This is a genomic window from Modestobacter lacusdianchii (assembly GCF_054177765.1).
In genome coordinates, this window is sequence record NZ_JBJJTJ010000003.1 from 125326 (window position 1) to 150629 (window position 25304).

Sequence of the window (25304 nt, forward strand, 5' to 3'; positions counted from 1 at the left end):
CGCTCACCGTCCCTGCCCCAGGCAACCGCCGACCCGGTCGGCGTCACGGCCACACGACGACCCGACAGCACGCCAGCACGCCAGCACGACGGCACGACGGCACGACGGCACGACGGCACGACGGCACGACGGCACGACGGCACGACGGCACGACGACACGACGGCACGGCAGCACGGCAGCACGGCAGCACGGCAGCACGGCGAGCGTGGAGCGCCTACTGGATCAGCGGGCCGACGAGGATCTCGGTGCCGTCGGGTCGCCAGGTGCGCCATCGCCCGCCGGGATCTCGCTGGACCCGGAACCCGTGGTGGACCTTGGTGTGGTGCCGTTCGCAGAGGAGCGCTGAGTTCTCGAGGTTGGTCTCACCGCCGTGCAGCCAGTGGATGAGGTGGTGCACGTCGCACCACCACGACGGAGCCCCGCAGCCGGCGAACACGCAGCTCTTGTCCCGCCGCTCCACCGCCTTGCGCAGGCCCGGGGTGACCACCCGGTGGTCCCGGCCCAGGTCCAACGGCGTGCCGTCGGGGCCCATCACGATGCGAGAGATGCTGGCATCGCATGCCACCCAGCGAGCACGAGCGGAGGAGATCGTCGCCCCGAACCCCAGATCGGCTGCACCGGCCCCCGTGGCCGGGTCGACCAGGTCGTCGAGGTCGACACCGACGACGACGTGCGGCTTGACCGTCCGCAGGATCGGCAGGTCGCCCGAGGCCAGCTGGTTGTCACACAGCTGCACGAGCGCATCGGCGTTCTGCTGCGCACGGGTGCGCTCATCGCCCTTGGGGCGGTCGGCCTGCACGATCGACTCGATCGCCGCCTGCACCTTCTCGCCACCCACCGCATCCAGGTCGAACCGACCCGTGATGCTGCCGTCAGCGTGCTTCGCGATCGTCAGCCGCCTGCCCTCAGTCGGATCGGGCTCGACACCATCGGGGTCCAACGCGTCCTCGAAGGCCCGCACCGCCACCGCCAGCGACTGGTGCGGTGACCCCACCGCCACCTGCGCCCACACCCGATCGAACGCACCCAGGTCCACGTCCCGCTCGGCCGCCCGCGCTCGCTCCGGCTCCCCCACCGCCGTGGCAACGACGTCCATCTGCGCCGCGGTCACCGACCCGTCGGCGAACCCCGCCGCCAGCGCCGGGAAGTGCTCCAACGCCCGCCCCGACCGCACCACCCGCGACGCGTCGTTCGCCGACAGCCGCGCGTGCCCGATCAGCCACGACCGCATCGACTTCAACCCGTCGTGCTCGGCAGCCTGGGTGAGCTCCCCGTGCCGCACCGTGCGGGTCAGCTCCGCCGCCACCCGGTTCTGCACCGCCACCAGCAACGCCGTCCGGTCCAGCACCGCACCCTCGGTCAGGCCGTGCAGATCGTCCGCGGCCAGGGCGTCCAGAGCCGACATCAACTCGCTCACGACACCTCCCGACCGGTTCGAACACGTGTACGAAGTCTACCGCCGTCGGGGCGACCACACAACGCGAAACAGCAGGTCAGGACCTTGTCCACACATCGCAACACCCCCTTGACGACCGCTCGGCCACGACGACGGAGCGGCGCAGCGACACAGCGGCGCAGCGAGTCCACCGGGGCGGGGAGTCGACTGCCCGCCGAGCCGGACACACCCCTCAGGGCGCCGACCCCCAGCGTGGGCGCCGGTGCAGACCCCGCCGGGAGGGGCGACTCAGGAACGGCACGGGAGGAACGGCGCCTGTGGAGTGACGCGTCAGGAGCGGTGGGCCACGGGTCCACCGTGGACGCTGCTCGGGCTGGCCACCCACCACGCAGCCGGTCGAACGAGCAGCCGGTCGGAACGAGCGACCGGTCGGACATCGGGTACCCGTGGGTAACCTCCGTCACATGCCACTCAGCGAGGAGTTGGACAGCGCCGTCGGCCGCGACACCGCCGGGACCTTCGAGTCGACGAACCCGGCCACCGGCGCCGTCGTCGCGGTCTTCCCGGTGCACGACGGCGACGCCGTCCGCGCCGTCGTCGAGCGGGCGCGGCCGGCCGCCGAGCGGTGGGCAGCCCTCGGCTTCGCGGAGCGGGCGCTGCGGCTGGCCGCCTACCGCGGCCACCTGGCCCGGCGGATCGACGAGCTGGCCGACCTGGTGCACCGGGAGAACGGCAAGCCGCACGACGACGCCGCCCTGGAGGTCACCCTCGCCATCGACCACCTGGCCTGGGCGGCCGCGCACGCGCGGAAGACCCTCGGCCCCCGCCGTGTGCGCCCGGGGCTGCTGGCTGCCAACCAGGCCGCGTACCTGGAGTACCAGCCGCTCGGCGTGGTCGGCGTGATCGGTCCGTGGAACTACCCGGTCTTCACCCCGATGGGCTCCATCGCCTACGCGCTGGCCGCGGGCAACGCCGTCGTCTTCAAGCCCAGCGAGTTCACCCCGGCCGTCGGCGCGTGGCTGGCCGAGGCCTGGCGGGCCGCCGTCCCCGACGTCGCGGACGCGTTCGGGCTGGTCACCGGGTTCGGGGAGACCGGCGCGGCGCTGTGCCGGTCCGGCGTCGGCAAGCTCGCCTTCACCGGCTCGGCCGCCACCGGCCGGAAGGTGATGGCCGCCTGTGCCGAGACGCTCACGCCCGTCCTCATGGAGCTCGGCGGCAAGGACGCGATGATCGTCGACGACGACGCCGACGTGGCCGCCGCCGCCGACGCCGCGGTCTGGGGCGGGATGAGCAACGCCGGGCAGACCTGCATCGGCATCGAGCGGGTCTACGCCACCAGCGCCGTCTACGACCGCTTCGTCGCCGAGGTCACCGCCCGGGTCGGCGACCTGCGCCCGGGCTCGCACCCGCGGGCCACCTACGGCCCGATGACCATGGCCGCCCAGGCCGACGTCGTCCGTCGGCACCTGGACGACGCCGTGGCCGCCGGCGGCACGATCGCGACCGGCGGCACGGTGGACGGCGGCGTCGTCGCCCCGACCGTGCTGCTCGACGTCCCGGAGCACTCCGCCGCCGTCCGCGAGGAGACGTTCGGGCCGACGCTGACCATCTCCCGGGTCGCCGACGTCGAGGAGGCCCTGCAGCGCGCCAACGACTCGGCCATGGGCCTGGGCGGCTCGGTGTTCAGCGGGTCCCCGGCGCGGGCGATGAGCCTGGCCCGGCGGATGCGCAGCGGGATGACCGCGATCAACTCGGTGATCACCTTCGCCTCGGTGCCCGCGCTGCCCTTCGGCGGGGTCGGCGAGAGCGGCTTCGGCCGGATCCACGGGGAGGACGGGCTGCGCGAGTTCACCCGGGCCAAGGCGATCACCCGTCTGCGGTTCGCGTTGCCGGTCAACCCGATGAGCTTCACCCGTCCGGTCGGCGCCGTCGACGCGCTGGCCCGGGTCACCCGCCTGCGGCACGGCCGCCGCCGGTGAGCCGGCCCATGGTCGGAGCGCGAAGGCCAGCGGGCTGACGGGGGGAACGTCACACCCGGACATCCCTGCGGGGGGTCGGGGGCATGGCCGGTGCATGCCCCTCTCCGACGTCCTCTTCGGTGACCTGTCCGCCACCGGGCACGCCGCCCTCAAAGCCGCGCTCATGTTCGTGACCGCGCTGGTCGTCCTCCGGTTCAGCGAACGCCGCACCGTCGGCCAGATGACCCCTTACGACTTCATCGTCGCGGTGGCGGTCGGCGCCATCGTGGGCCGCACCGCGACGTCGGCCCAGACGCCGTGGTCGACCGGTGCGGTCGCCCTGATCGCGCTGGCCCTCGTGCACACCGCGGTCAGCCGGCTGCGGCTCCTCCCCTGGGTGCACCGGGCGATCGACCCATCGGTGCACGTGCTCGTGCGGGACGGCGAGGTCGACCACCGGCGGCTGCGCCGGGCCGGCCTGCTCGACGCCGACCTGGGCGCCCTGCTCCGCCAGCAGGGGATCTCCGACGTCAGCCAGGTACACCTGGCGGTGTTCGAGTCCAAGGGCGGGATCTCCGTGCTCACCTCCCCTGCCGAGCACCGGGACAGCTCCACCGAGCCTCCGGCGTCCTGAACAGCCCGCCGCTCGATGTGATCAGTCCCTCCTCCGGATGCGCCCGGTGACCGGGCACGTCTGGCAGAGTGAGGGCACCGGCGCCGCCCCCCGCTCATCCGAGAGCAGGTGGACTCGACGTCGGCGCGAGGCTGCGCCACCGAGGCGCGCCGGCGACCCGACGTCCGACCCGGAGAGCGACGCGGCCCCATCGTGGCGGCCCCGCACCCGGTGGACGAACGGTGGCCACCGGAGTGTTGAGGACCACCAGATGACTTCCAGCCCGTCCAGCCCTGCCCAGAACGACGGCGCCGACCGCGCGCGCCGTCGCGCCACCCGCCCGGCCGCCGCCCCGTCGGCGAGCACCGGCTCCCCCGCCTTCCGTGCCCCCACCGCGCCGTCCGGTTCGCCCGCCGAGGGCGGCTCCGAGGGACGTCGCCGCCGTGGCGGCCGGGGCCGCGGCACCGGCCCCCGCCCCGAGGGTCAGCAGCCCGCCGCGCGTGAGGCGTCCCGCGCGCAGGAGGCCGTGCCGGTCGCCCCGGTCGTGCCGGCCGGCGACGTCGCCACCGTGCTGCCCACCGACACCACCTTCGCCGAGCTGGGCGTGCCCGCTCCGCTGGTCGAGGTGCTCACCGCCAGCGGCATCACCGCGCCGTTCCCGATCCAGGTCGCCACGCTGCCGGACACCCTCGCCGGGCGTGACGTGCTCGGCCGCGGGCGCACCGGCTCGGGCAAGACGCTGGCCTTCAGCCTCCCGCTGGTCGCCCGGCTCGCCGGCTCCAGCAGCAAGCGCCAGCCCAAGCGCCCCCGCGCCCTGGTCCTGGTGCCGACCCGCGAGCTGGCCAACCAGGTCAACGCCGTCGTCGACCCGCTCGCCCGGGCGCTGGGCATGCGCTCGACCGTCGTCTTCGGCGGCGTCGGGCAGAACCCGCAGGTGCAGGCGCTCGCCGCCGGCGTCGACGTGCTCATCGCCTGCCCCGGCCGGCTGGAGGACCTGATCGGTCAGGGTCACGCCGACCTCGGCGCGGTCGAGATCACCATCCTCGACGAGGCCGACCACATGGCCGACCTGGGCTTCCTGCCCGGCGTCAAGCGACTGCTGGACCGCACCCCGAAGGTCGGCCAGCGCCTGCTGTTCTCCGCCACCCTGGACAACGGCGTCGACGTGCTGGTCAAGCGGTACCTGTCCAGCCCGACCACGCACTCGGTCGACCCGGCCGTCGCGCCGGTCTCGACGATGACCCACCACGTGTTCCGGGTCGACCCCGCCGACAAGGGCGAGATCGTCAAGCAGCTGGCCTCGGGCCTGGGCCGCAGCGTGCTGTTCACCCGCACCAAGCACCAGGCCAAGAAGCTGGCCAAGCAGCTGACCGCCGCCGGGGTGCCCGCCGTCGACCTGCACGGCAACCTGAGCCAGAACGCCCGCGAGCGCAACCTCGAGGCGTTCAGCTCCGGTGAGACCCGGGTGCTGTGCGCGACGGACATCGCCGCCCGCGGCATCCACGTGGACGACGTGTCGATCGTCGTGCACGTCGACCCGCCGGCCGAGCACAAGGCCTACCTGCACCGCTCGGGCCGCACCGCCCGCGCCGGTGCCGGTGGCACCGTGGTCACCATCGCCACCCCCGACCAGGCCGCCGAGGTGCGCACCCTGGCCCGCCAGGCCGGGATCACCCCGGAGGTCTCGGCGATCAAGCCCGGCGCCCGGGAGATCACCGCGCTGACCGGTCCGGCTGCTCCGTACGTCGAGCCGGCCCCGGCCCCGGCGCCGCAGCCGCAGGGCACCGGCGGCGGTCGCCGTCGCCGCTCCGGCGGTGGCGGTGGCGGTGGCGGTGGCGCCTCGGCGTCGACCGGGCAGTCGTCGTCCGGCGGTTCCGGTCGTGGCGGCCAGACCCGGTCGGCGGGCCCGGCGCGCACCCGCGCCGAGCTGGCCGCGCGCGCCGGCCAGGCGCCCAGCGGCGCCGGCCGGGGCCGCGGTCGCAGCGGCCGCTGACCTCAGCCGACCACGCCGGGCCGGTGGTGGCCGTCCTGCACGGACGACCACCACCGGCCCGGTCGCGTTCCCGGCCCCCGGTCGCGGCACGACGGCCGGACGGCGACGATGATGTTGAGCACTGCAGCATCCCCCGTCGCGAGTGAGGTCCACCCATGCGCCTGCCCATCACCCCCAGCGAGATCGCCCCGCGCATCGCCACCGGCGCGTTCATCCTGAACTCCGGGCTCGGCAAGCGCGGCGCCGACGCCGAGACCGCCGCCGGCCTGCACGGCTTCGCCGCCGGCACATACCCGGTGCTGAAGAAGGTGCCGGCGACCACCTTCGCCAAGGGGCTGTCGACCGCCGAGATCACCGTCGGCGCCCTGCTGCTGACCCCGCTGGTGCCCGGCGTGGTCGCGGGCGCCGCACTCACCGGCTTCTCCGCCGGGCTGCTGGGCCTGTACCTGCGCACGCCGGGGATGACGAAGCCCGGCAAGAGCGTCGCCCCGACCCAGGACGGGCTGCCGATCGCCAAGGACGTCTGGATGCTCGGCATCGGCCTCGGCCTGATCACCCAGGGGCTGGTCGGCCGCGAGGCACGCATCGGCACCCGCAAGCCCTCCCGCGCCAGCCGCAAGGCCACCCGGAAGGCGGCCAAGGACGCCGCGAAGCTCTCCGTCGCCGGCAAGGCCGTCTCCCGGGCCCGCGAGGCCGTCGCCGCCTGATCGACGGCCTGGGCCGGCGCGAGCCGGCTCAGATCACGGGCGGCTCAGCGCACCGACCGGCTGAGGTCGAGGGCGAGTCCCGCGACGTCGTCCGGGCGGGTCATCGGGAGCATGTGCGCCGCGCCGGCCAGCTCGACCAGCCGGCCGCGCGGGGCGCAGGCGACCAGGTGCGCCGCCCAGTCGTGACCGCACAGCGCGTCCCGGGCCCCGCGGACGACGAGCACCGGCACCGCCACCCGGCGCAGCCGCTCGTCGATCCGGTCCGGCGAGGCGCGCCGCCAGAGCCGGGTCATCGCCGGCGGCCCGGTGCGCAGCCACTGCCCGACGATGAGCGGGGCCTGCCACCACTGCTCGCACAGCGCGGTGCGCAGCCACCGGCCGGCCAGCACGCGCACCCGGCGCAGTCTCGGGTCGGTGGTCGGGCCGAGCAGCAGCACCCCCACCACCCGCGGGTCGCGCTCGGCCACGGCGACCACCACCTGGCAGCTCTGCGAGTGCCCCGCCAGCACGACGGGCCCGGGTCCGAGCGCTGCGGTCAGCCGGTCGGCCAGCTCGGCCACCGTGCCGATGCGACCGCGCTCCCCCATGCCCGGCAGCCGCACGACGGCCCCGCCGGCACGCCGCCGGACCCGCGCCCAGGAGCGGTCGTCGAGACCGAGACCCGGGACGCACACGAGTTCAGGAACACCGTTCGCCTCCAGGCTGCTCTCCTTCATGCCGACTGTGTCCGGGACGACGACGCCCCGCAGCGGAGGGCGGCCGGAAGATCCAGAGCAGTAGTGGGAGGATGAGTCATCATGACGACATCAGGAGGCACCGTGACCACCGCAACCCAGTCCACCGGACGTCGGCCCCGGGTGGTCATCGTCGGGTCCGGGTTCGGCGGTCTCTTCGCCGCCCAGCGCCTGAAGAAGGCCCCGGTCGACATCACCCTGGTCGCGAAGACGTCCCACCACCTCTTCCAGCCGCTGCTCTACCAAGTGGCCACCGGCATCCTCTCCGAGGGCGAGATCGCCCCGGCCACCCGGCAGATCCTGAAGGACCAGGACAACGCCCGCGTGGTGCTCGGTGAGGTCACCGACATCGACCTGGCCGCCCGCACCGTCACCTCGACCGTGCTCGGCCGCACCACGGTGCACGAGTACGACGAGCTGATCGTCGCCGCCGGCGCGGGGCAGTCCTACTTCGGCAACGACCAGTTCGCCGAGTTCGCCCCGGGCATGAAGAGCATCGACGACGCCCTCGAGCTGCGCGGCCGGATCTTCGGCGCCTTCGAGCTCGCCGAGCTGGCCACCGACCCCGCCGAGATCGACCGGCTGCTGACCTTCGTGGTCGTCGGCGCCGGCCCGACCGGCGTGGAGATGGCCGGGCAGATCGCCGAGCTGGCCCGCCGCACCCTGCGCAAGGACTTCCGGCGGATCGACCCGACCAGCGCCCGGGTGATCCTGCTCGACGCCGCGCCCAAGGTGCTGCCGCCGTTCGTCGACTCGCTCGGCCAGAACGCGCACAAGCGGCTCAACGAGATCGGCGTCGAGGTCCAGCTGGGCGCGATGGTCACCAACGTCGACGCCGACGGCATCGTCGTCAAGGACGGCGAGGGCCACGAGCGCCGGATCCACTCGGCCACCAAGATCTGGGCGGCGGGCGTCCAGGCGAGCCCGCTGGGCAAGGTCCTCGGCGAGCAGTCCGGCGCCGCGGTCGACCGCGCCGGCCGGGTCTCCGTCGAGCCGGACCTGACCCTGCCCGGGCACCCCGAGGTGCACGTCGTCGGCGACATGATGTCGCTGGACCGGCTCCCCGGTGTCGCCCAGGTCGCCATCCAGGGTGGCCGCTTCGCCGCCGACGCGGTCAAGGCGCGCGTCGCCGGCCGGCCGACGAAGCCGGAGTTCAAGTACCACGACAAGGGCAGCATGGCGACGGTCGCCCGGTTCTCCGCCGTGGCCGACCTCGGCAAGATCAAGCTGACCGGTTTCCTGGCCTGGGTGCTGTGGCTGGTCGTGCACGTCGTGTACGTCGTGGGCTTCAAGAGCCGGTTCACCACGGTGCTCGGCTGGGCGGTGAGCTTCCTCGGCCGTGGCCGTGGGCAGCGCACGGCCACCCAGCAGCAGGTCTACGGCCGGCTGGCGCTGGAGGAGCTCGGCTCGGACTTCGAGGTCTCGAAGACCGGTGGCAAGCGGCACCTCGGCGAGCCGGTCGACGTCACCGGGCGCGAGTCCGCCTGACGCACCGCACCACCACGACGGCCCGGTCCCCGCAGCTCGCGGGGGCCGGGCCGTCGCCGTGTCGGGCTCAGAACGGGTAGCTGGGCAGGTCGCCGCGCAGCGTGACCCACTGGGTCTCGGTGAACGCCTCGATGTTGGCCTGCACCCCGCCGTGCCGGGAGCCGGTGCCCGAGGCGCCGACGCCGCCGAACGGGGCGACCGCCTCGTCGTTGACCGTCTGGTCGTTGATGTGCACCAGCCCGGCCGGGATGCGCTCGGCCAGCTGCAGCCCGGCGTGCACGTCCCGGGTCAGGATGCCCAGCGAGAGGCCGTACTCGGTGCCGGCGGCCAGGGCCGCGACCTCGTCGACCGAGGAGAACGGCGTCACCGGGGCCACCGGGCCGAAGATCTCCTGCTCGTAGGCCGGCGCGTCGACCGGGACGTCGCCGAGCACGGTCGGCCGGTAGAACAGCCCCTCGAAGGTGCCGCCGGTGCGCACCGTCGCGCCCCCGCCGACGCTGCTGGTGACCAGCTCGTGCACCCGGTCCCGCTGGCCGGCGTCGATCAGCGGGCCGAGGGCCACCTGCTCCCGGAACGGGTCGCCGACCGGCAGGTGCTCGACCTTCCCGGCCAGGACGGCGGTGTACTCCTCGGCGATCGAGGCGTGCACCAGGTGCCGGCTGGTGGCCATGCAGATCTGCCCCGAGTGGGCGAAGGTGCCCCAGGCCCCGACCGAGGCGGCCGCGGTGACGTCGACGTCGGGCATGACGATGAGCGCGGAGTTGCCACCCAGCTCCAGGTGCGCCCGCTTCAGGTGCTGCCCCGCCAGCGCACCCACGGCGCGGCCGGCCCGGGTCGAGCCGGTGAACGCGATCACCCGCACCGACGGGTCGGTGACCAGCGCCTCGCCGACGTCGGCGCCGCCGGGCAGCACCTGGAACACCCCCGCCGGCACGCCCGCCTCCTCGAAGACCCGGGCGAAGACGGCGCCGCCGCAGATGGCGGTGCGCGGGTCGGGCTTGAGGACGACGGCGTTGCCCAGGGCGAGCGCCGGGGCGATGGCCCGGATCGCCAGGATCGTCGGCACGTTGAACGGCGCGATGACGCCGACCACGCCGGCCGGCACCCGGCGGGAGAAGGAGAGCCGGGGCGACCCGGTGCGCAGCAGCTCGCCGTAGGGGTGACTGGGCAACGCCGAGGCCTCGTAGCACTCCTGCGCCGAGGTGTGCACCTGGAAGTCGCCGAAGGGCTGGATGGCGCCGGACTCCCGGGCCAGCCACTCCTTGACCTCCTGCGCGTGCTCGGTCAGCAGGTCGCCGGCCCGGCGGAGCACGGCGGCGCGCCGCTCGAACGGCAGCGCCGCCCACTCCCGCTGCGCCGCGGCGGCGCGCAGACCGGCCTCGGCCACGTCGGCGGGGGTGGCCCTGCCGACCCCACCCAGCTCGGCGCCGGTGGCCGGCTCGACGGCGGTGTAGGTGCCCCCGCTGCCGTCGGACCACGACCCGGTCCAGACCTTGCCCTGCCACGCGCCGTCCTCGAGCAGTGCCATGTGTCCCCTCGTCTCGTCGGTGAGCTCCGGTGAGGGTGCCGCACCCGCCGGGACGCACGGCACCGGTGTTCCGTCCAGCAGAAGGCCCCGTGCGGTGGTGCAGGTCACCGCGCCCTAATCTGCCACGACGCCGCAGCGCTCCACGCCGCAGCAACGACGCTCGCCCGGAGGCCCGCGTGACCACCGCCCCACCCCCGACCACCCGCGCCTCCGGCTGGGTCGCCGCCCTGTGCTGGATCGCCGTCCTGCTCGACGGCTTCGACCTGGTGGTCGTCGGCACGGTCGTCCCGACCCTGCGCACGCCGGAGGAGTGGGCGCTGTCGGACGGCGGCGCCACGTTCGTCGTCACCATCGGCCTGGTCGGCATGACGATCGGCGCGCTCACCATCGGCGCGCTCACCGACGTGGTCGGCCGGCGCAAGGCGCTGATCGGCGCGGTGGCGTCGTTCTCGCTGTTCACCCTGCTCTGCGCGGTGGCGCCCAACGCCGGGGTGTTCGGGCTGCTGCGCTTCCTGGTCGGGCTGGGGCTCGGGGGCTGCCTGCCCACCGCGATCGCGATGGTCAACGAGTTCACCCGGCGGGCGGCCGGGCGCGCCACGACCACGATGATGACCGGCTACCACGTGGGTGCGGTGCTCACCGCGGCGCTGGCGATCGTCGTCGTCGAGCCGCTGGGCTGGCGCTGGATGTTCGTCATCGGCGCGGCGCCCGCGGTCGTCGTCGTCCCGCTGATGCTGCGGCACCTGCCGGAGTCGCCGTCCTTCCTGCTCGCGCACGGACGCCGGGCCGAGGCCGAGGAGGTCGCCGCCCGGCACGGCCTGACGCTCGAGGCGGCGCCGCCGTTGGCGACCGGTGCGGGGGCGTCGATCCGCACGCTGTTCACCGGTGGGCGGCTGGTCACCACCCTGGCGATCGCGGTCACCTCGTTCATGGGGCTGCTGCTGGTCTACGGCCTCAACGGCTGGCTGCCCACGATCATGCGCGAGGCCGACTACGAGCTGGGGGCGGCGCTGGCCTTCCTGCTGGTGCTCAACGTCGGGGCGGTGGTGGGGCTGCTGGTGGCCGGCACTGTCGCGGAGCGGATCGGCCCGCGCGTCGCGGGCATCGTCTGGTTCGCCGCCGGCGCGCTGTTCCTGGCCCTGCTCTCGGTGCGGCTCCCGCTGGTCGGCGTGTACGCGATGACCTTCCTGACCGGCTGCTTCGTGTTCAGCGCCCAGGTGCTGGTGTACGCGTTCGTCAGCGCGAACCACCCGCCGCAGGTGCGGGCCACGGCGCTGGGCTGGGCGGCCGGGGTCGGCCGGGTCGGCGCGATCACCGGCCCGGTGATCGGTGGGGCGCTGCTCGGGGCGGGCATCGCGTTCCCGTGGGGCTTCTACGTGTTCGCCGTGGTCGGCGCGCTGGGCGCGCTCGCCCTGGCGGTCACCCGGGTGCGCCGCGACACCGCCACCGTCGCCTGAGCGGCGCTCACCCCGTGGGGGTGCCCCATGCCCCAGGATCATTCCGCTGAGCGCCTGCTCAGCGACATGATCGCGACGACGGGTCAGCGGACGGGGCGGTGGATGGACGAGCGGCTCCCTCTGCGGGTCGGGCTGCTCGCCCTGCTGCACGGCACCGGCGGCCTGCTCTGCGCCATCGGCGCCCTGCACCCGATGAGCCCGCGGACGCCGGTGGGCCTGCTGTGGGTGCTGGCCTCGGTCGGCGGGGTGGTCGCCGTCGGGCTGCTGCTGGCCGGCCGGCGGGTCACCGTCGCCGTGGAACACGGCGCGCTGGCCCTCTACTCGACGCTGCTGGCGGTGCTCGCCGCGTGCTCCGCGACCGCGGTCGGGGTGGTCGGGCTGGGGCCGGTGCTCATCGTGGTCGGGCTCTACGCCGCGCACTTCCTCCCGCTGCGCGCCGCCCGGGCACACACCCTGTGGCTGGTCACCGCCGCGACGGTCGGCGCGGTGCTCGCCGCGCCGGGCGGGTTCGCGATGGCCTGGCTCGTCGCGGTGGTGAACACGCTGCTGCTCACCGAGGCGCACGGCCGGCTCAGCAGCCGGCTGCGCACCGACGCCGCCACCGACCCGCTCACCGGGCTGGCCAACCGCCGCGCCTGGCAGCAGGAGGCCGAGCGCTGCCTCGCCCGGGCGAAGCGGGTCGGTGAGCCCCTCACCGTGGCCATCCTCGACCTCGACGACTTCAAGCTGGTCAACGACCGGGACGGGCGCAGCGCCGGCGACCGGCTGCTGCACGAGGTCGCCGCGCACTGGCGGGCCCGGCTGCGCACCTCGGACCTGCTCGGCCGGCACGGCGGTGACGAGTTCGTGCTCTGCCTGCCCGACACCGACCACGCCGGGGCGCAGGAGCTGCTGGCCCGGCTGGACGGTGCGCCGATCAGCTGGTCGTTCGGGACGGCGACCGCCCGGCCGGGCGACTCGCTGCCGGCCCTGCTGCAGCGGGCCGACGCCGAGCTCTACGCGCTGAAGCGCCGGCGCGGCCGGGCCACCGACCCCGGCGCCCGCCTCGGCGACGGCTGACCCGGGCGGCGGGCCGGGTCAGCGGCCGCCCAGCGACCGGCCGTCGGGCAACCGCCGGTCGGCGAGCAGCGCCACCAGCGCGCCACTGTCGGCTCGGACGACGTCGCCGCTCCCCCAGGCCCAGTCGGCGTCGGTGGCCTCGAGACGCACCCCGCCGAGGTCGAGGCCGAAGAACGCACCGTCGACGGCGGTCAGCTGGTCGAGGACGGCGACCAGGGCCGGAGCCGGTGCCACCGGCGGCCGGCCGAGCGCGACGGTGACGTCCAGGGAGTGGATGACGGCGTGGCTGAGCGCACCGGCGGCGCCTCCGCCCGGAGGTTGCCAGGCGTGCAGCACCGGCGAGCGGAGCGCGGCCAGCAGCTCGCCGACGGGCAGCGCGGCGTCCCGGGCGGCCACGGCGTCCGACAGCCGGGAGAAGTCGCCGCCGGCCGCCGCCATCTCGGCGCCGAACTGCTCGGGTGACAGGCGCGCCGGCATGGTCACGTGCGCCACCACGTGCCGAGCCCGCCAACCCGCGCACAGGGTCGGTGCGTCCCAGGCACCGGCCTCGGCTGCCAGCAGGTCGGCCAGGCCGTCGTAGGTCTGCGCCACCCAGCCCTGGGGGTCGCGTGCTCCGCCGTCGTGCTCGGTCATGCTGGTCTCCTCCCGCGCCGCCGGTCGCGGCGCCCCCAGCCAGGACGCCGCCCGGGCCCCGAACTCATCGCCGGTTCCGGGTGCAGTCGGCGCCGGCGGCCAGCTGCTCGACCCGGGCGGCGGCCCGGTCGCGGATCGCGGCGGCGGTCTCGGCCCGGCGGACGGCGGCGTCCCGGCGCTGCTCGGCGCGGTCGACGGCGGTGACCGCCTCGCCGGCCCGGCGCTCCAGCCGGCGCAGCTCCTCGGCCAGCCGGGCGACCTCCTCCTGCAGCTCGTCCCGCCGGTCGGTGGCGGCGGCCAGCTGCTGCTCGGCGTCCTCGGCGGTCGTGGCGGCGTCCCGTGCGACGCCGGCGGCCTCCTCCGCGTCCTGCCGGGCCTGGTCCAGCTCCCGGCGGCGCTGCTCCTCGGCCTCCCGGCGGCGCTGCTCCTCGGCCTCCCGGCGGTGTTGCTCGGCCTCCTGCCGGCGGCGCTCCTCGGCCTCCCTGCGGCGTCGCGCAGCGTCCTGGCCGGCGGCGGCACCCGCGGGGCCCGACGACCGCGCCGTCGTGGCCTCGGCCTCCGTGTCGGGCCCGGTCCCGGTCCCGCTCTTGGCCTTGGCCTCGGCCTCGGCCTTGGCCTCGGTCGCGGCCGGTGCCGTGCCGCCGGCGCGCACGGGGGTCGCCACCGCTCCGCTGAGGTCGACCGGGCCCAGCCCGCTGTAGGTCAGCGCCGTGGTGAGCCGGCCGGCCAGCAGGGCCTTCCCGGCGTCCGGGTCGGCGATCGCGGCGCGCAGCGTCCCCTCCACCTGCTCGGCCACCGCGGTGCTCACGTCGTGCCCCTCGGCGTGCGCCACCGCGCGGGCCTGCCGGGCGAGTGCGGCCACCACCTGGTTGCGCTGCTTGCCGAGGGCGCGCAGCTGCTCGGCCGAGAGGTCGGCCTGGGCCTGGCGCAGCAGTTCGCCGAGCTCGATCAGCTGGCCGACCTCGTCGGGCCGGCGCCGCGACAGCAGGTTGCACACCCAGGCGGCCGTGGTCGGCTTGGGCAGCGCGGCGACCGCCTTGGCCAGCTCCTTGTCCCCGGTGTCCCTGGCCCGGTCGCGTGCCGCGGTGCGGGCGGCGACGAACTCCTCCGGCGGGACGGCGTAGAGCTCGTCGGCCAGCTCGTCCAGCTCGGGCACCGGGCCCCTCTCTCGTGAACGGTCAGGGGCGGCGCCAGTCGTCCGACGTCAGGTGCGAGCCGGCCTGCGGGCCCATCTGCATCATGCCGCCGTCCACCGGCCAGGACGCGCCGGTGACGTAGCCGGCCGCCTCGGAGGCGAGGAACGCCACCACGGCGGCGACCTCCCGGGCGTCGCCGGGCCGCGGGACCGGGATGCCAGGCCGCCGCTTGCCCGGTGCGGTCGGGTCCTCGTCCTCCTGGCCGGTCATCGCGGTGGCGATCTCGCCCGGGGCCACCGCGTTCACGGTGATGCCGTGCCACGACGGGACGACGTTCGGCCAGAACGCCTTCCTGCGCGTGCTGCCCGACCCCGACGGCGACGGCGGCATCGCGGTGGCGCTGCTGACCAACGGCGGACAGCCGCGCGACCTGTTCCAGGACCTGTACAGCGAGGTCTTCTCCGAGCTGGCCGGCGTCCGGGTCGCCGAGCAGCTGGAACCGCCGGCGGAGGCGCCGGAGGTGGAGCTCGCCCGCTACGTCGGCACCTACGAGCGCAGCTCGATCACCACCGAGGTGTTCGAGCGCGACGGCGGCCTGGTCATGCGGGTGATCCCGACCGGGAAGATCGCCGAGGAGTCCGGGGCGACCGTGGAGGAGCTGGCGCTGCACCCGGTGGAGCAGGGGGTGTTCGCCACTCGGGCGCCGGAGTCGGAGACCTGGATGGCGGTGGTCTTCTACACGCTGCCGGGCGGCGCCGAGTACCTGCACTACGGGGTGCGGGCCAACCCGCGGAAGGCCTGATGCCGGCACCGATCGCCGACCTCGTCCTGTCCGGGGCCCGGGTCGTCGACCCGGAGACCGGCCTGGACGGGGTCCGCGCCGTGGGCATCACCGGCGGCACGATCACCTCGGTCGGGGAGGTCGCCCCGCCGGCCCGGGAGGTCTGGGACGTCACCGGTCAGGTGCTGGCGCCGGGCTTCATCGACCTGCACAGCCACGCCCAGAGCACCACCGGGCTGCGGCTGCAGGCGCTGGACGGCGTCACCACCGCACTGGAGCTGGAGGCCGGCGTGCTGCCGGTGGCCGGCGCCTACGCCCGCGCCGAGGCCGAGGGCCGGCCGGTCAACTTCGGCTTCTCCGCCTCCTGGACCGACGCCCGGATGCACGTGCTGGACGGCGTGCCGCTGGACACCGACGGCTCCCTGGACCTCTTCGCCACCCACCAGTCGCTGCCGAACTGGCGCGGGCCGGCCGCCGACCGGGACGTCGCCCGCGTCCTCGACCTGCTGGAGGGCGCGGTCGCCGACGGTGCGATCGGCATCGGGGTGCTCGTCGGCTACGCCCCGGACAGCGGCCGGGCCGAGTACTTCCGGCTGGCCGGGCTCGCCGCCCGGCTCGGCGTGCCCACCTTCACCCACACCCGGTACATCTCCACCGCCGAGCCCGGCACCTCGCTGGAGGGCGCGCTGGAGGTGATCGCCGCCGCGGCCGGCACCGGCGCGCACATGCACATGTGCCACGTGAACAGCACCTCGACCCGGATGATCGACGAGGTCGCCGGGGCGATCGACACCGCCCGCGGTCGCGGCGTCCGGGTCAGCACCGAGGCCTACCCCTACGGCGCCGGGGCGACGGTGATCGGCGCGGCGTTCCTCGCCCCGGACGGGCTGTCCCGGCTGGGCATCGGCCCGCAGCAGCTGACCTACCTGCGCACCGGGGAGCGGGTCGCCGACGCCGCGCGGCTGGCCGAGCTGCGCGCCGCCGACCCGGGCGGTGACGTGGTGGTGCACTTCCTCGACGAGGACGACCCGGCCGACCTGGCGGTGCTGGAACGCTCGTTCACCCTGCCCGACACCGCCATCGCCACCGACGCGATGCCCCTGGTCGCCTCCGGCCACATGCCCCTGGTCGCCTCCGGCGGAGAGCCCTTGGTCGCCTCGGGCGGGACCGGGGATCTCGACGCGTGGCCGCCGGCGCCCGGGCTGCTCACCCACCCGCGCTCGGCGGGCTCCTACGCGCGGACGCTGCGCTGGCTGGTCCGGGAGCGCGGCCTGCTCACCCTCACCGAGGCGCTGCGCCGCTCCTCGCTGCTGCCCGCGCAGCTCCTGGAGGGCGCCGTCCCGGCGATGCGGCGCAAGGGCCGGGTCCAGGTGGGCGCCGACGCCGACCTCGTCGTCCTCGACCCGGACACGGTCACCGACCGCGCCACGTACACCCGGGTCGCGCCGTCCACCGGCTTCCGGCACGTCCTGGTCGGGGGCACCCCGGTGGTCCGGGACGGCGAGCTGCAGCTGTCCGCGCTGCCCGGCCGGCCGGTGCGCTCGGGTGACCGCTGAGCGGGTCATGACCATCTCGTGACCTCTCCCCGCACCGGGCGTGTGGCCGCCGGTCAGGGGTAGGCCGAGCCGGTGAACGTCGTCCGGGTCCTGCTGTCGGCCCTGCTCGTCCTCGTCGGCGCCAGCGGGTGTGCCGTGGTCGAGAACGGCTCCACCGCCTCCGCGCCACCACCGGGGTCCGCGCCCGCCGACGACCCGTCGGTGCCGGCCGAGGACCGCATCGCCCGCGTCGTCTTCGACCGGGTCAACGCCGAGCGGGAGGCCCGCGGGCTCGAACCGGTGGCCTGGGACGACGCGCTGGCCGGCGTCGCCCGGGACTGGAGCGCGGAGATGGCCGACACCGGCCGGTTCCAGCACCAGGACATCGGGTCGGTGCTGCAGCGCGAGGAGCTGACCGGCTTCCGCGCGATGGGCGAGAACATCTTCCGGGCCACCGGCCCGGTACCCGCCAGCGCCGTCCACGTCGGCTGGATGCGCTCGGACGACCACCGGGTCAACGTGCTCAACCCCGGGTGGGACCGGCTGGGCGTCGGCGTCTTCTGCGCCGCTGACGGCTCGGTCTGGGCCACCCAGGAGTTCGGCCGGACGGCGGGTGCCGACCGGCCGGCGGTGGCCAGCACCACCCCGCCGGTCGAGCCGATCGCCCGCCCGGACGAGGACGGCCCGACCTGCTGAGCGCCCGCACCGTGGGACCACCCGCAGATGCTCCGGCGGGCCGACCGCCGCCAGGGGCAGGACCTCGATGCGTCGGCGGCGGCGACCTCCGAGCAGGACGGCCGGCGGTGAGCTGGTCCGGGGTTGGCCGGCACCACCGCCCGGGTAGCCGCAGCGAGACGACCGACGCCGCCGGCCCCGCCCCCCGCGCGCCGGGTCCCGTCCACGCACCCGGCCCGGCCCGGCCCGGCCCGTCCGCCGCCGGGCTCCCCGGTCGTCGGGGGGCGGCACACCACCCCGGGAGCCCGGGCACCCGACCCAGGAGCGATCGATGAGGCGACGAGGCCGGACCGCCGACCGGACGCGGCCGCGCGAGGCCGGTCCCGCGGCCGACCGGGACGGCCAGGGCACCGGTTCGGTGCTGACCGAGGCCCCCGTGGCAGCGCTCGCGCCGCGGGCCACGGCGCCTCCGCTCGCCCCGCAGCCCGACCACGCGGCGTCCGGCGCCGTGCCCGGGTGGGCGCTGCGGGTGATCGCCGTCGGCGGTGCGGCGGTCGTGCTGAGCGCCGTCGTCTGGCTGGTCTTCTGGCTGCTGTTCCGGCTGCCGATGGTCACCTTCACGCTGGCCGTCGCCGTGCTGCTGACCGCGCTGACCGCACCCATCGCCGGGCTGCTGCGCCGGGCCGGTGCCCCACCGGCGCTCGCCGCACTGACCGGCGTCCTGACCCTGCTCGCCGTGATCGGCGGGATCGCCTTCCTGGTCGGCTTCCGGGCCGCGGAGAGCCTGCAGGACCTGACCCGCCCGCTGGCCGCCGGCATCGACCGGATCCGGGTCTGGGCGATCGAGGGGCCGCTCTCGCTGGACCCGCAGCAGGTCGCCGACGTCCGCAACCAGATCGTCAGCCGCCTCTACGAGGCCACGCCCAGCCCCGAGGACGGCGCCCGGATGGGCGTGGTCGTGCTGGGGGCGATCGTGCTGGTCTTCTTCCTGGTGTTCTTCCTGCTCAAGGACGGCGACCGGATGTGGGCCTGGCTGCTGGAGCGGGTGCCCGACCGCAACCGTGCCCGGGTGGACGGCGCCGGCCGCGCCGCCTGGGCGACGCTGGCCGGCTACGTGCGCGGCGTGCTGGTGGTGGCGCTGATCGACGCGATCGGCATCGGGGCCGCACTCCTGCTGCTCGGCGTGCCGCTGTGGCTCTCGCTGACCCTGCTGACCTTCCTCGGCGCCTTCGTGCCGATCGTCGGCGCCACCGTCAGCGGGGCGGTCGCCGTGCTGGTCACCCTGGTCACCAACGGCGTGACCGACGCGGTCGTCGTGCTGGTCGTGGTGCTGGTCGTGCAGCAGGTCGAGGGCAACGTGCTGCAGCCGGTGATCATGGGGCGGGCGGTCCAGCTGCACCCGGTCGTCATCCTGCTCGGGGTGACCGCCGGGGGGCTGGCCGCCGGGGTCGCCGGTGCGCTGCTGGCCGTGCCGGTGCTCGCGGTGGCCTACCGGGTCGCGGAGTTCCTGCGCACCCACCCGGCCTCCTCCGAGGAGACCCCGGCACCGCCGGGATCTCCTGAGCCGGGCTGAGCCGGGCTCAGTCCGCGGTCCCCTCCCCCTGCTGCACCCGGTCGGCCGCGACGGCGAGCTGCCCGGCGTACTCGGTCAGGAAGGCGCCCGGGTCGTCCAGGAGCACGTCGGCGGCGATGCCGAAGTCACGCTCGAAGGAGCTGCGCTGCACGCGGGTGGCCACCCCCGACACCTGCACGGCGTCCCCGGTGCCCAGCTCCGCGACCGGGGTCGGCGAGATGACGGTGACCGTCGCTCCCTCGCTCGTGGCCAGCCGGAAGGCGCTGCCGACCGCCGTCGTGGAGATCAGCCCGGTGACCTCGCCGCCCAGCGACACGTCGTCCCCCGCGGAGAAGGTGGGCGTCGGCTCGGCCGGTGCGGTGGTCGTCGGCGTCGTGGTCGCGGACGTCGTGTTCGCGGACGTCGTGGTCGCGGCAGCCGACGAGCGGGCGGCCTCGAGCTCGTCCACCCGCTCGCGCAGCGTCGCGACGTCGTCCCGCACGTCCTGGAGCTGCTCGGCGGTCACGCCGTCGGGGGCCGCCTCGTCCTGACCGCAGCCCACGAGCCCGCCGACCCCGAGGACGGCGAGCACGGCCGCGGCCGCACGGCGTCCAGCCGGCCGATCGGGGGCACTGCGCATGTCTGCTCCTCTGTCCTGCTCCGGCTCCCGGCGGGGCTGCACGACCCACCGGCCCCACCGGCCTACCCGGTCCGGCCGAGCGGTAGACGGCATCGGACGGTCGGCCCGCCGGGTCAGGGCAGTGTCCGTCGCATGACCAGCCGGGGCATCCGGCTGGCCTTCGCCGCGGTGCTCCCGATCACCTGGAACCCGGCGCGCTCGAACATCGACCGGGTGCCCACGAAGGCCATGGTCAGGTCCATCCGTCCGGGCGGGTCGACGGGGTACGCCTCGACCGCCGGTGCCCCGTGCGCGGCGGCGTAGGCGACCGCGCCCTCGATCAGCGGCTGCGTCACGCCCTGCCGGCGACGGCCGGCGCGGACCACGACGCACACGATGCTCCACACCGGCAGGTCGTCGACCGGCCGGATGAGCCGCGAGCCGGTCAGCCGGGTGATCTCGGACCGCGGACCGGTGTTGCACCAGCCCACCGGCTCGCCGTCGCGGTAGGTCACCACCCCCGGTGGGTGCTCGCGCTCGCACAACCGCCGCATGGCCTGCTCCCGGCTGCCACCGCCCAGTTCCTCGATCTCGGCGGCGCGCAGCCGGTGGGACAGGCACCAGCAGTGGTCGGCCCGCCGGGTGCGGTTGACGACGTCGGCGAAGTCGTCGAAGCGGTCCGGGGTCACCGGGTGCGTCTCCCACGTCATGACCGCACCTCACCACGAGCCACCGACGCCGGGACCACGACCGCCGCGACCGCACGACCCGCCACACCGTTCCTGCCCGCGCGCGCGAGCAACCCGAGCGGTGACCGGGCTCGGTCTGTGCCGGTACCGCCCCCCCCCGGGTCAGGGCAGGGTGTAGGCGGCCGGCCGGACCTCCAGGCTGCCGGTGCCGGGGTCGACGGTGAACAGCAGCGCACCGGACTGCCGGCTGTGCGGCGGGACGTAGGCGATCGTGGCGGTGGCCTCCTGGACCTCCTCGCCGTCGCGTTCGAGCACCCCGGTCACCTGGACCTGCTCGGCGGTCGTGCCGCCGTCGTTGCGCACCTCGAACGCCACCGACCAGCCGCCGTCCACCGGTTCGGCCGGCGCCGTGGTGACCGAGAGCTCCGGGTCGCTGTCCCGGACGACGACCGCCTGGTGCACCAGGAAGCCCAGGACCAGCAGGACGATCAGCGCGCCGAGCACCCCGAGCGCGTACTCGCCGCGGCTGGTCTCCCCCGCGGCGTCCACGCCCGGCTCGCGGGCGTCCCCATCGCGCGCCGGGCCCTCGCGCGCCGGCCCCTCGCGCGCCGGACCCTCGTACGCGAGACCCTCGCGCGCCGGACCCTCGTCCGCCGTCTGCCCGCTCACGATCTCCTCCTCACAGGATCAGCCGGGCGGCGGCCGCGCCGAGGCTGGCCGGCAGCGCCAGCACCACGGACTCGGTCACCGCCATCACCAGGCCCACGTCGTCGAAGCGGCCGAAGGTCCACAGCAGGTAGGCCGACAGGGCGAGTGCGATCACGTAGCCGACGACGGTCAGGGTCAGGAACGAGCGCAGCACGCCGCCGACGGCAGCCTCCTGGCCGCGGAACCCGACCCAGTAGACGAACCCGTGCATGAACACCAGGCACAGCACGACCAGGGCCACCGGGTGCCAGGGACCGACCTCGGCCGCCAGCAGCACCACCTCCTCGGTGGGGGCGATGTTGGCGGCGAAGACGATCGCCCCGGCCGCCATCAGCAGCAGCTCCCCGCCGTAGGTCGTCGTCCTTACCCGCCGGCCGCCCAAGCCGAGCTGGCTGCGGGCGAAGGAGGCGCCGATGGCCGCCGGGAGCATCTCGATGGCGATGACCGAGAGGGCGTCCCGCCAGCCGCGCAGCGGCTCGATCACCGACAGCACCCCGAGGACCAGGGCGGCGGCGACCGCGGCCATCACGAACGCCACCCCGGCGTCGGCCAGCGACCCGCGCCAGCCGATCCCCGGCGACCCGGCACCGAAGTGCTGGGACAGGAAGACGACGAGCAGCACGGTGCCCACCACCAGCAGGGCGAGTCGGTACCGCGGGATGGCGACACCCAGCTGCCAGAGCTCCATGGTCATCAGCAGCGGGAGCGAGAAGAGCAGCGCACCGCCGAACGCCCGCCCGCTGCTCTGGGCGAGCTGGTGCCCGCCGCTCACCGCGACCCCCACCGATTCCACCCTCCCCGCCCCCGTGAGCGGCCGGTCGAGGCCACCGCCGCTGTCCAGTCCGGGCCTCGTGGCGCCCAGCGGTGATCATCATGCCGCCCTGCCCGCCGCGGCGCGGCCGCCCCTCTCGTGGCCGACCGACCCGGGCAGGCGCCCGAGAGGCCACTGGCCCGGCCCCCGCGAAGGGGACCGGGCCAGTGGGACCGGGCGCTCAGGCCAGGGAGTCCAGGTCAGCTGCGGGCCTGGACTCCGTGGCCGACCGCATCAGCTGCAGCCGCTGGTGGAGCCGCAGCCCTCGCAGACGTAGCAGCTGCCGGCCGGGCGCATCTTCGTCCCGCAGGTCATGCACAGCGGGGCGTCGGTGGCGGTTCCGGTGACCAGCTCGAGCAGCTCGGCCGAGGAGTGGGCCTCCTTGACCGACTTGGGACCGGCCGGGGTGACCTTCTCCTCCACCTTGGCGGTCTCGATCGGCGCGGAGCCGCGCAGCTGCTCCAGGTCGACGTCCTCCTCCTCGGTGACCGCGGGGGTCGAGGCGGAGGTGCTGCCGTACGAGCCGGACACCTGAGCCGCCCGCTCCTCGGCCGAGAAGATGCCCAGGCTGGCCCGGGTCTCCACCGGCAGGTGGTCCAGCGCCAGGCGACGGAAGATGTAGTCCATCACCGACTGGGCGATCCGGATGTCCGGGTCGTCGGTCATGCCGGCCGGCTCGAACCGCATGTTGGTGAACTTCTGGATGTAGGTCTCCAGCGGCACCCCGTGCTGCAGGGCCAGGGAGATCCCGATCGAGAAGGCGTCCATCACGCCGGCCAGGGTCGAGCCCTGCTTGCCCAGCTTGAGGAAGACCTCACCCAGGCTGCCGTCCTCGTACATGCCGGCGGTCATGTAGCCCTCGGCGCCGGCGACGCTGAACGAGGTGGTGACGCTGGTGCGCTTCTTCGGCAGGCGCTTGCGCACCGGGTGCGACAGGGCGGTGGCGGCCGGGGCGGTCTCCTCGACGGTGGCCTCGGCCTTGGTGCCGTCGTTCTTGCCCTTGCCGCCGGACAGCGGCTGGCCGACCTTGCAGTTGTCGCGGTAGATGGCCAGGGCCTTGATGCCCATCTTCCATCCCTGGAAGTAGATGTCCGCGACCTCCTCGACGGTCGCCGACTCCGGCATGTTGACCGTCTTGCTGATCGCGCCGGAGATGAACGGCTGCACCGCGGCCATCATCCGGACGTGGCCCATCGGGGAGATGGAGCGCTCGCCCATCGCGCAGTCGAACACCTCGTAGTGCTCGGGGCGCAGGCTCGGGGCGTCGACGACGTGCCCGTGCTCGGCGATGTACTCGACGATCGCCTCGACCTGCTCCTCCTGGTAGCCCAGGCTCTTCAGCGCCCGCGGGACCGTCTGGTTGACGATCTGCATGGAGCCGCCGCCGACCAGCTTCTTGAACTTGACCAGCGAGAAGTCCGGCTCGATGCCGGTCGTGTCGCAGTCCATCATGAAGCCGATGGTGCCGGTGGGGGCCAGCACCGAGGCCTGCGCGTTGCGCCAGCCGTTCTCGGCGCCGATGGCCAGGCAGTCCTGCCACTGCTGGGTGGCGACCTTGAGCACGTCGGCGTCGTCGGCGCCGACCGGGCGGATGGCGTCGTTGGCCGCGGCGTGCTTGCGCATCACCCGGGCGTGGGCGTCGGCGTTGCGGGCGAAGCCCTCGTAGGCGCCGACGACGCCGGCCAGCTCGGCGGAGCGGCGGTAGGCGGTGCCGGTCATCAGCGAGGTGATCGCCGCCGCCAGCGTCTGGCCGCCCCGGGAGTCGTAGGCGTGGCCGGTGGCCATCAGCATCGCGCCGAGGTTGGCGTAGCCGATGCCCAGCTGCCGGTAGGCCCGGGTCGTCTCACCGATCGGGTCGGTCGGGAAGTCGGCGAAGCAGATGGAGATGTCCATCGCGGTGATGATCAGCTCGACGGCCTTGACGAAGTTCTTGGCGTCGAACGTGCCGTCGTCCTTGAGGAACTTCATCAGGTTCAGCGACGCCAGGTTGCACGAGCTGTTGTCCAGGCTCATGTACTCCGAGCAGGGGTTGGACGCGTTGATCCGCCCGGTCTCGGGGTTGGTGTGCCAGTCGTTGATCGTGTCGTCGTACTGGATGCCCGGGTCGGCGCACTCCCAGGCGGCCTTGGTGACCTTGCCGAACAGCTCACGGGCGTCGACGGTCTCGATCACCGAGCCGTCGGAGCGGGCGCGCAGGCCGAACTCGGTGCCGTTCTCGACCGCACGCATGAACTCGTCGTTGACCCGGACCGAGTTGTTGGCGTTCTGGTACTGGACGCTGGTGATGTCCTTGCCGCCCAGGTCCATGTCGTACCCGGCGTCCCGCAGCGCGCGGATCTTGTCCTCCTCGCGCGCCTTGGTCTCGATGAACTCCTCGATGTCGGGGTGGTCGATGTCGAGGACGACCATCTTCGCCGCGCGGCGGGTGGCGCCACCGGACTTGATCGTGCCGGCGGAGGCGTCGGCGCCGCGCATGAAGGAGACGGGGCCGGAGGCGGTGCCGCCGGAGGAGAGCAGCTCCTTGGAGGAGCGGATGCGGGAGAGGTTGAGGCCGGCGCCGGAGCCGCCCTTGAAGATCAGGCCCTCTTCCCGGTACCAGTTCAGGATCGAGTCCATCGTGTCGTCGACCGCGAGGATGAAGCAGGCGCTCACCTGCTGCGGGGAGGCGGTGCCCACGTTGAACCAGACGGGCGAGTTGAAGCTGAACACCTGGTGCAGCAGCATCCAGGTCAGCTCGTGCTCGAAGACCTCGGCGTCGGCCTCGCTGGCGAAGTAGTCGTGCTCGCGGCCGGCCGCGCCGTAGGTCAGCACGACGCGGTCGATGAGCTGACGGAGGCTGGTCTCGCGCTGCGGGCTGCCGACCGCACCCCGGAAGTACTTCGTGGTGACGATGTTGGTGGCGTTGATGCTCCACTCGGCCGGGAACTCGACCCCGCGCTGCTCGAAGTTGATCGAGCCGTCCCGCCAGTTGGTCATGACGACGTCGCGGCGCTCCCAGACGACCTCGTCGTAGGGGTGCACACCAGCGGTGGTGAACACGCGCTTCACCTTCAGCCCCTTGCCCCGGGTGGGGGCCTTGGCGGCGGTGCGGCGGTTGCGGCTGGTGGCGACGCGGTCGGCTGTCTCGGTCAAGGCGTGCTCCCCTGGAAGGCGTTCGGGTGTGCGAGTGGTGGCTGCGACGTCGATGGGCGTCGGGAGGCGGTGGTCGGTGCTGCTGACGGCACGGGCGCC

22 protein-coding genes are annotated in these 25304 nt (G+C 74.6%); 11 read left to right on the forward strand and 11 right to left on the reverse strand.

Features of this window, described 5'->3' with window-relative positions; genetic code table 11:
- Window positions 1-215: 215 nt before the first annotated feature.
- Complete coding sequence (locus ACJTNH_RS03210; protein ID WP_458172828.1) at window positions 216-1418, reverse strand: DUF222 domain-containing protein; 1203 nt, start codon at window positions 1416-1418, stop codon at window positions 216-218.
- Between the two features lie 443 nt (window positions 1419-1861).
- Between ACJTNH_RS03210 and ACJTNH_RS03215 the strand changes: the two genes are divergently transcribed.
- The 4 genes from ACJTNH_RS03215 to ACJTNH_RS03230 all read left to right on the forward strand — a co-directional run bounded on the left by ACJTNH_RS03215 (window position 1862) and on the right by ACJTNH_RS03230 (window position 6668).
- On the forward strand, window positions 1862-3376 hold the full coding sequence (locus tag ACJTNH_RS03215; protein WP_458172829.1) for an aldehyde dehydrogenase family protein: 1515 nt from the start codon (window positions 1862-1864) through the stop codon (window positions 3374-3376).
- Between the two features lie 94 nt (window positions 3377-3470).
- The gene (locus ACJTNH_RS03220) at window positions 3471-3989 is read left to right on the forward strand and encodes a DUF421 domain-containing protein (protein WP_458172830.1); all 519 of its coding nucleotides are present in this window, start codon (window positions 3471-3473) and stop codon (window positions 3987-3989) included.
- Window positions 3990-4239: 250 nt separating this feature from the next.
- Entirely contained in the window at window positions 4240-5961 is a 1722-nt protein-coding gene (locus ACJTNH_RS03225; protein WP_458172831.1) for a DEAD/DEAH box helicase, read from the forward strand.
- 155 nt (window positions 5962-6116) lie between these two features.
- Complete coding sequence (locus tag ACJTNH_RS03230; RefSeq protein ID WP_458172832.1) at window positions 6117-6668, forward strand: hypothetical protein; 552 nt, start codon at window positions 6117-6119, stop codon at window positions 6666-6668.
- Window positions 6669-6712: 44 nt separating this feature from the next.
- Here the strand turns inward: ACJTNH_RS03230 and ACJTNH_RS03235 are convergent, their stop codons facing one another.
- Window positions 6713-7384, reverse strand: coding sequence for an alpha/beta fold hydrolase (locus tag ACJTNH_RS03235; protein WP_458172833.1), 672 nt, complete (start codon window positions 7382-7384; stop codon window positions 6713-6715).
- Window positions 7385-7486: 102 nt separating this feature from the next.
- Here ACJTNH_RS03235 and ACJTNH_RS03240 point away from each other — a divergent pair, with 102 nt between their 5' ends.
- Entirely contained in the window at window positions 7487-8890 is a 1404-nt protein-coding gene (locus ACJTNH_RS03240) for an NAD(P)/FAD-dependent oxidoreductase (RefSeq protein ID WP_458172834.1), read from the forward strand.
- A gap of 67 nt (window positions 8891-8957) precedes the next feature.
- Here ACJTNH_RS03240 and ACJTNH_RS03245 read toward each other — a convergent pair whose 3' ends face one another.
- A complete protein-coding gene (locus ACJTNH_RS03245; RefSeq protein ID WP_458172835.1) occupies window positions 8958-10418 on the reverse strand; it encodes a benzaldehyde dehydrogenase in 1461 nt (486 codons plus the stop codon).
- A 176-nt stretch (window positions 10419-10594) separates the two neighbouring features.
- Here ACJTNH_RS03245 and ACJTNH_RS03250 point away from each other — a divergent pair, with 176 nt between their 5' ends.
- Both ACJTNH_RS03250 and ACJTNH_RS03255 read left to right on the forward strand, forming a co-directional pair.
- A complete protein-coding gene (locus ACJTNH_RS03250) occupies window positions 10595-11875 on the forward strand; it encodes an MFS transporter (protein WP_458172836.1) in 1281 nt (426 codons plus the stop codon).
- Between the two features lie 102 nt (window positions 11876-11977).
- A complete protein-coding gene (locus ACJTNH_RS03255) occupies window positions 11978-12934 on the forward strand; it encodes a GGDEF domain-containing protein (RefSeq protein ID WP_458172837.1) in 957 nt (318 codons plus the stop codon).
- Between the two features lie 18 nt (window positions 12935-12952).
- Here the strand turns inward: ACJTNH_RS03255 and ACJTNH_RS03260 are convergent, their stop codons facing one another.
- The 3 genes from ACJTNH_RS03260 to ACJTNH_RS03270 form a co-directional block, all read right to left on the reverse strand.
- Window positions 12953-13567 carry a maleylpyruvate isomerase family mycothiol-dependent enzyme gene (locus tag ACJTNH_RS03260; protein WP_458172838.1) on the reverse strand — a complete coding sequence of 205 codons (615 nt, stop codon included), beginning with the start codon at window positions 13565-13567 and terminating at the stop codon, window positions 12953-12955.
- Between the two features lie 64 nt (window positions 13568-13631).
- A complete protein-coding gene (locus ACJTNH_RS03265) occupies window positions 13632-14723 on the reverse strand; it encodes a hypothetical protein (RefSeq protein ID WP_458172839.1) in 1092 nt (363 codons plus the stop codon).
- Between the two features lie 22 nt (window positions 14724-14745).
- Window positions 14746-15000: an SDR family oxidoreductase gene (locus ACJTNH_RS03270; RefSeq protein ID WP_458172840.1), complete on the reverse strand. Its 255-nt coding sequence runs from the start codon at window positions 14998-15000 to the stop codon at window positions 14746-14748.
- Here ACJTNH_RS03270 and ACJTNH_RS03275 point away from each other — a divergent pair.
- From ACJTNH_RS03275 to ACJTNH_RS03290, 4 genes are all read left to right on the forward strand, one after another.
- Window positions 14978-15505, forward strand: coding sequence for a hypothetical protein (locus ACJTNH_RS03275; protein ID WP_458172841.1), 528 nt, complete (start codon window positions 14978-14980; stop codon window positions 15503-15505). The genes ACJTNH_RS03270 and ACJTNH_RS03275 overlap by 23 nt on opposite strands.
- Window positions 15505-17040, forward strand: coding sequence for an amidohydrolase family protein (locus tag ACJTNH_RS03280; protein WP_458172842.1), 1536 nt, complete (start codon window positions 15505-15507; stop codon window positions 17038-17040). The genes ACJTNH_RS03275 and ACJTNH_RS03280 overlap by 1 nt, the downstream gene beginning before the upstream one ends.
- Window positions 17041-17112: 72 nt before the next feature.
- Complete coding sequence (locus tag ACJTNH_RS03285) at window positions 17113-17715, forward strand: CAP domain-containing protein (protein ID WP_458172843.1); 603 nt, start codon at window positions 17113-17115, stop codon at window positions 17713-17715.
- 310 nt (window positions 17716-18025) lie between these two features.
- Entirely contained in the window at window positions 18026-19267 is a 1242-nt protein-coding gene (locus ACJTNH_RS03290; RefSeq protein ID WP_458172844.1) for an AI-2E family transporter, read from the forward strand.
- Between the two features lie 7 nt (window positions 19268-19274).
- Here the strand turns inward: ACJTNH_RS03290 and ACJTNH_RS03295 are convergent, their stop codons facing one another.
- The 5 genes from ACJTNH_RS03295 to ACJTNH_RS03315 form a co-directional block, all read right to left on the reverse strand.
- Window positions 19275-19886: a hypothetical protein gene (locus ACJTNH_RS03295; RefSeq protein ID WP_458172845.1), complete on the reverse strand. Its 612-nt coding sequence runs from the start codon at window positions 19884-19886 to the stop codon at window positions 19275-19277.
- 113 nt (window positions 19887-19999) lie between these two features.
- Window positions 20000-20575, reverse strand: coding sequence for a GNAT family N-acetyltransferase (locus tag ACJTNH_RS03300; RefSeq protein WP_458172846.1), 576 nt, complete (start codon window positions 20573-20575; stop codon window positions 20000-20002).
- Window positions 20576-20716: 141 nt separating this feature from the next.
- Entirely contained in the window at window positions 20717-21223 is a 507-nt protein-coding gene (locus ACJTNH_RS03305; RefSeq protein WP_458172847.1) for a hypothetical protein, read from the reverse strand.
- Window positions 21224-21233: 10 nt separating this feature from the next.
- On the reverse strand, window positions 21234-22046 hold the full coding sequence (locus ACJTNH_RS03310) for a TIGR02587 family membrane protein (protein WP_458172848.1): 813 nt from the start codon (window positions 22044-22046) through the stop codon (window positions 21234-21236).
- Window positions 22047-22307: 261 nt separating this feature from the next.
- The gene (locus tag ACJTNH_RS03315; protein WP_458172849.1) at window positions 22308-25205 is read right to left on the reverse strand and encodes a vitamin B12-dependent ribonucleotide reductase; all 2898 of its coding nucleotides are present in this window, start codon (window positions 25203-25205) and stop codon (window positions 22308-22310) included.
- Window positions 25206-25304 lie beyond the last annotated feature (99 nt).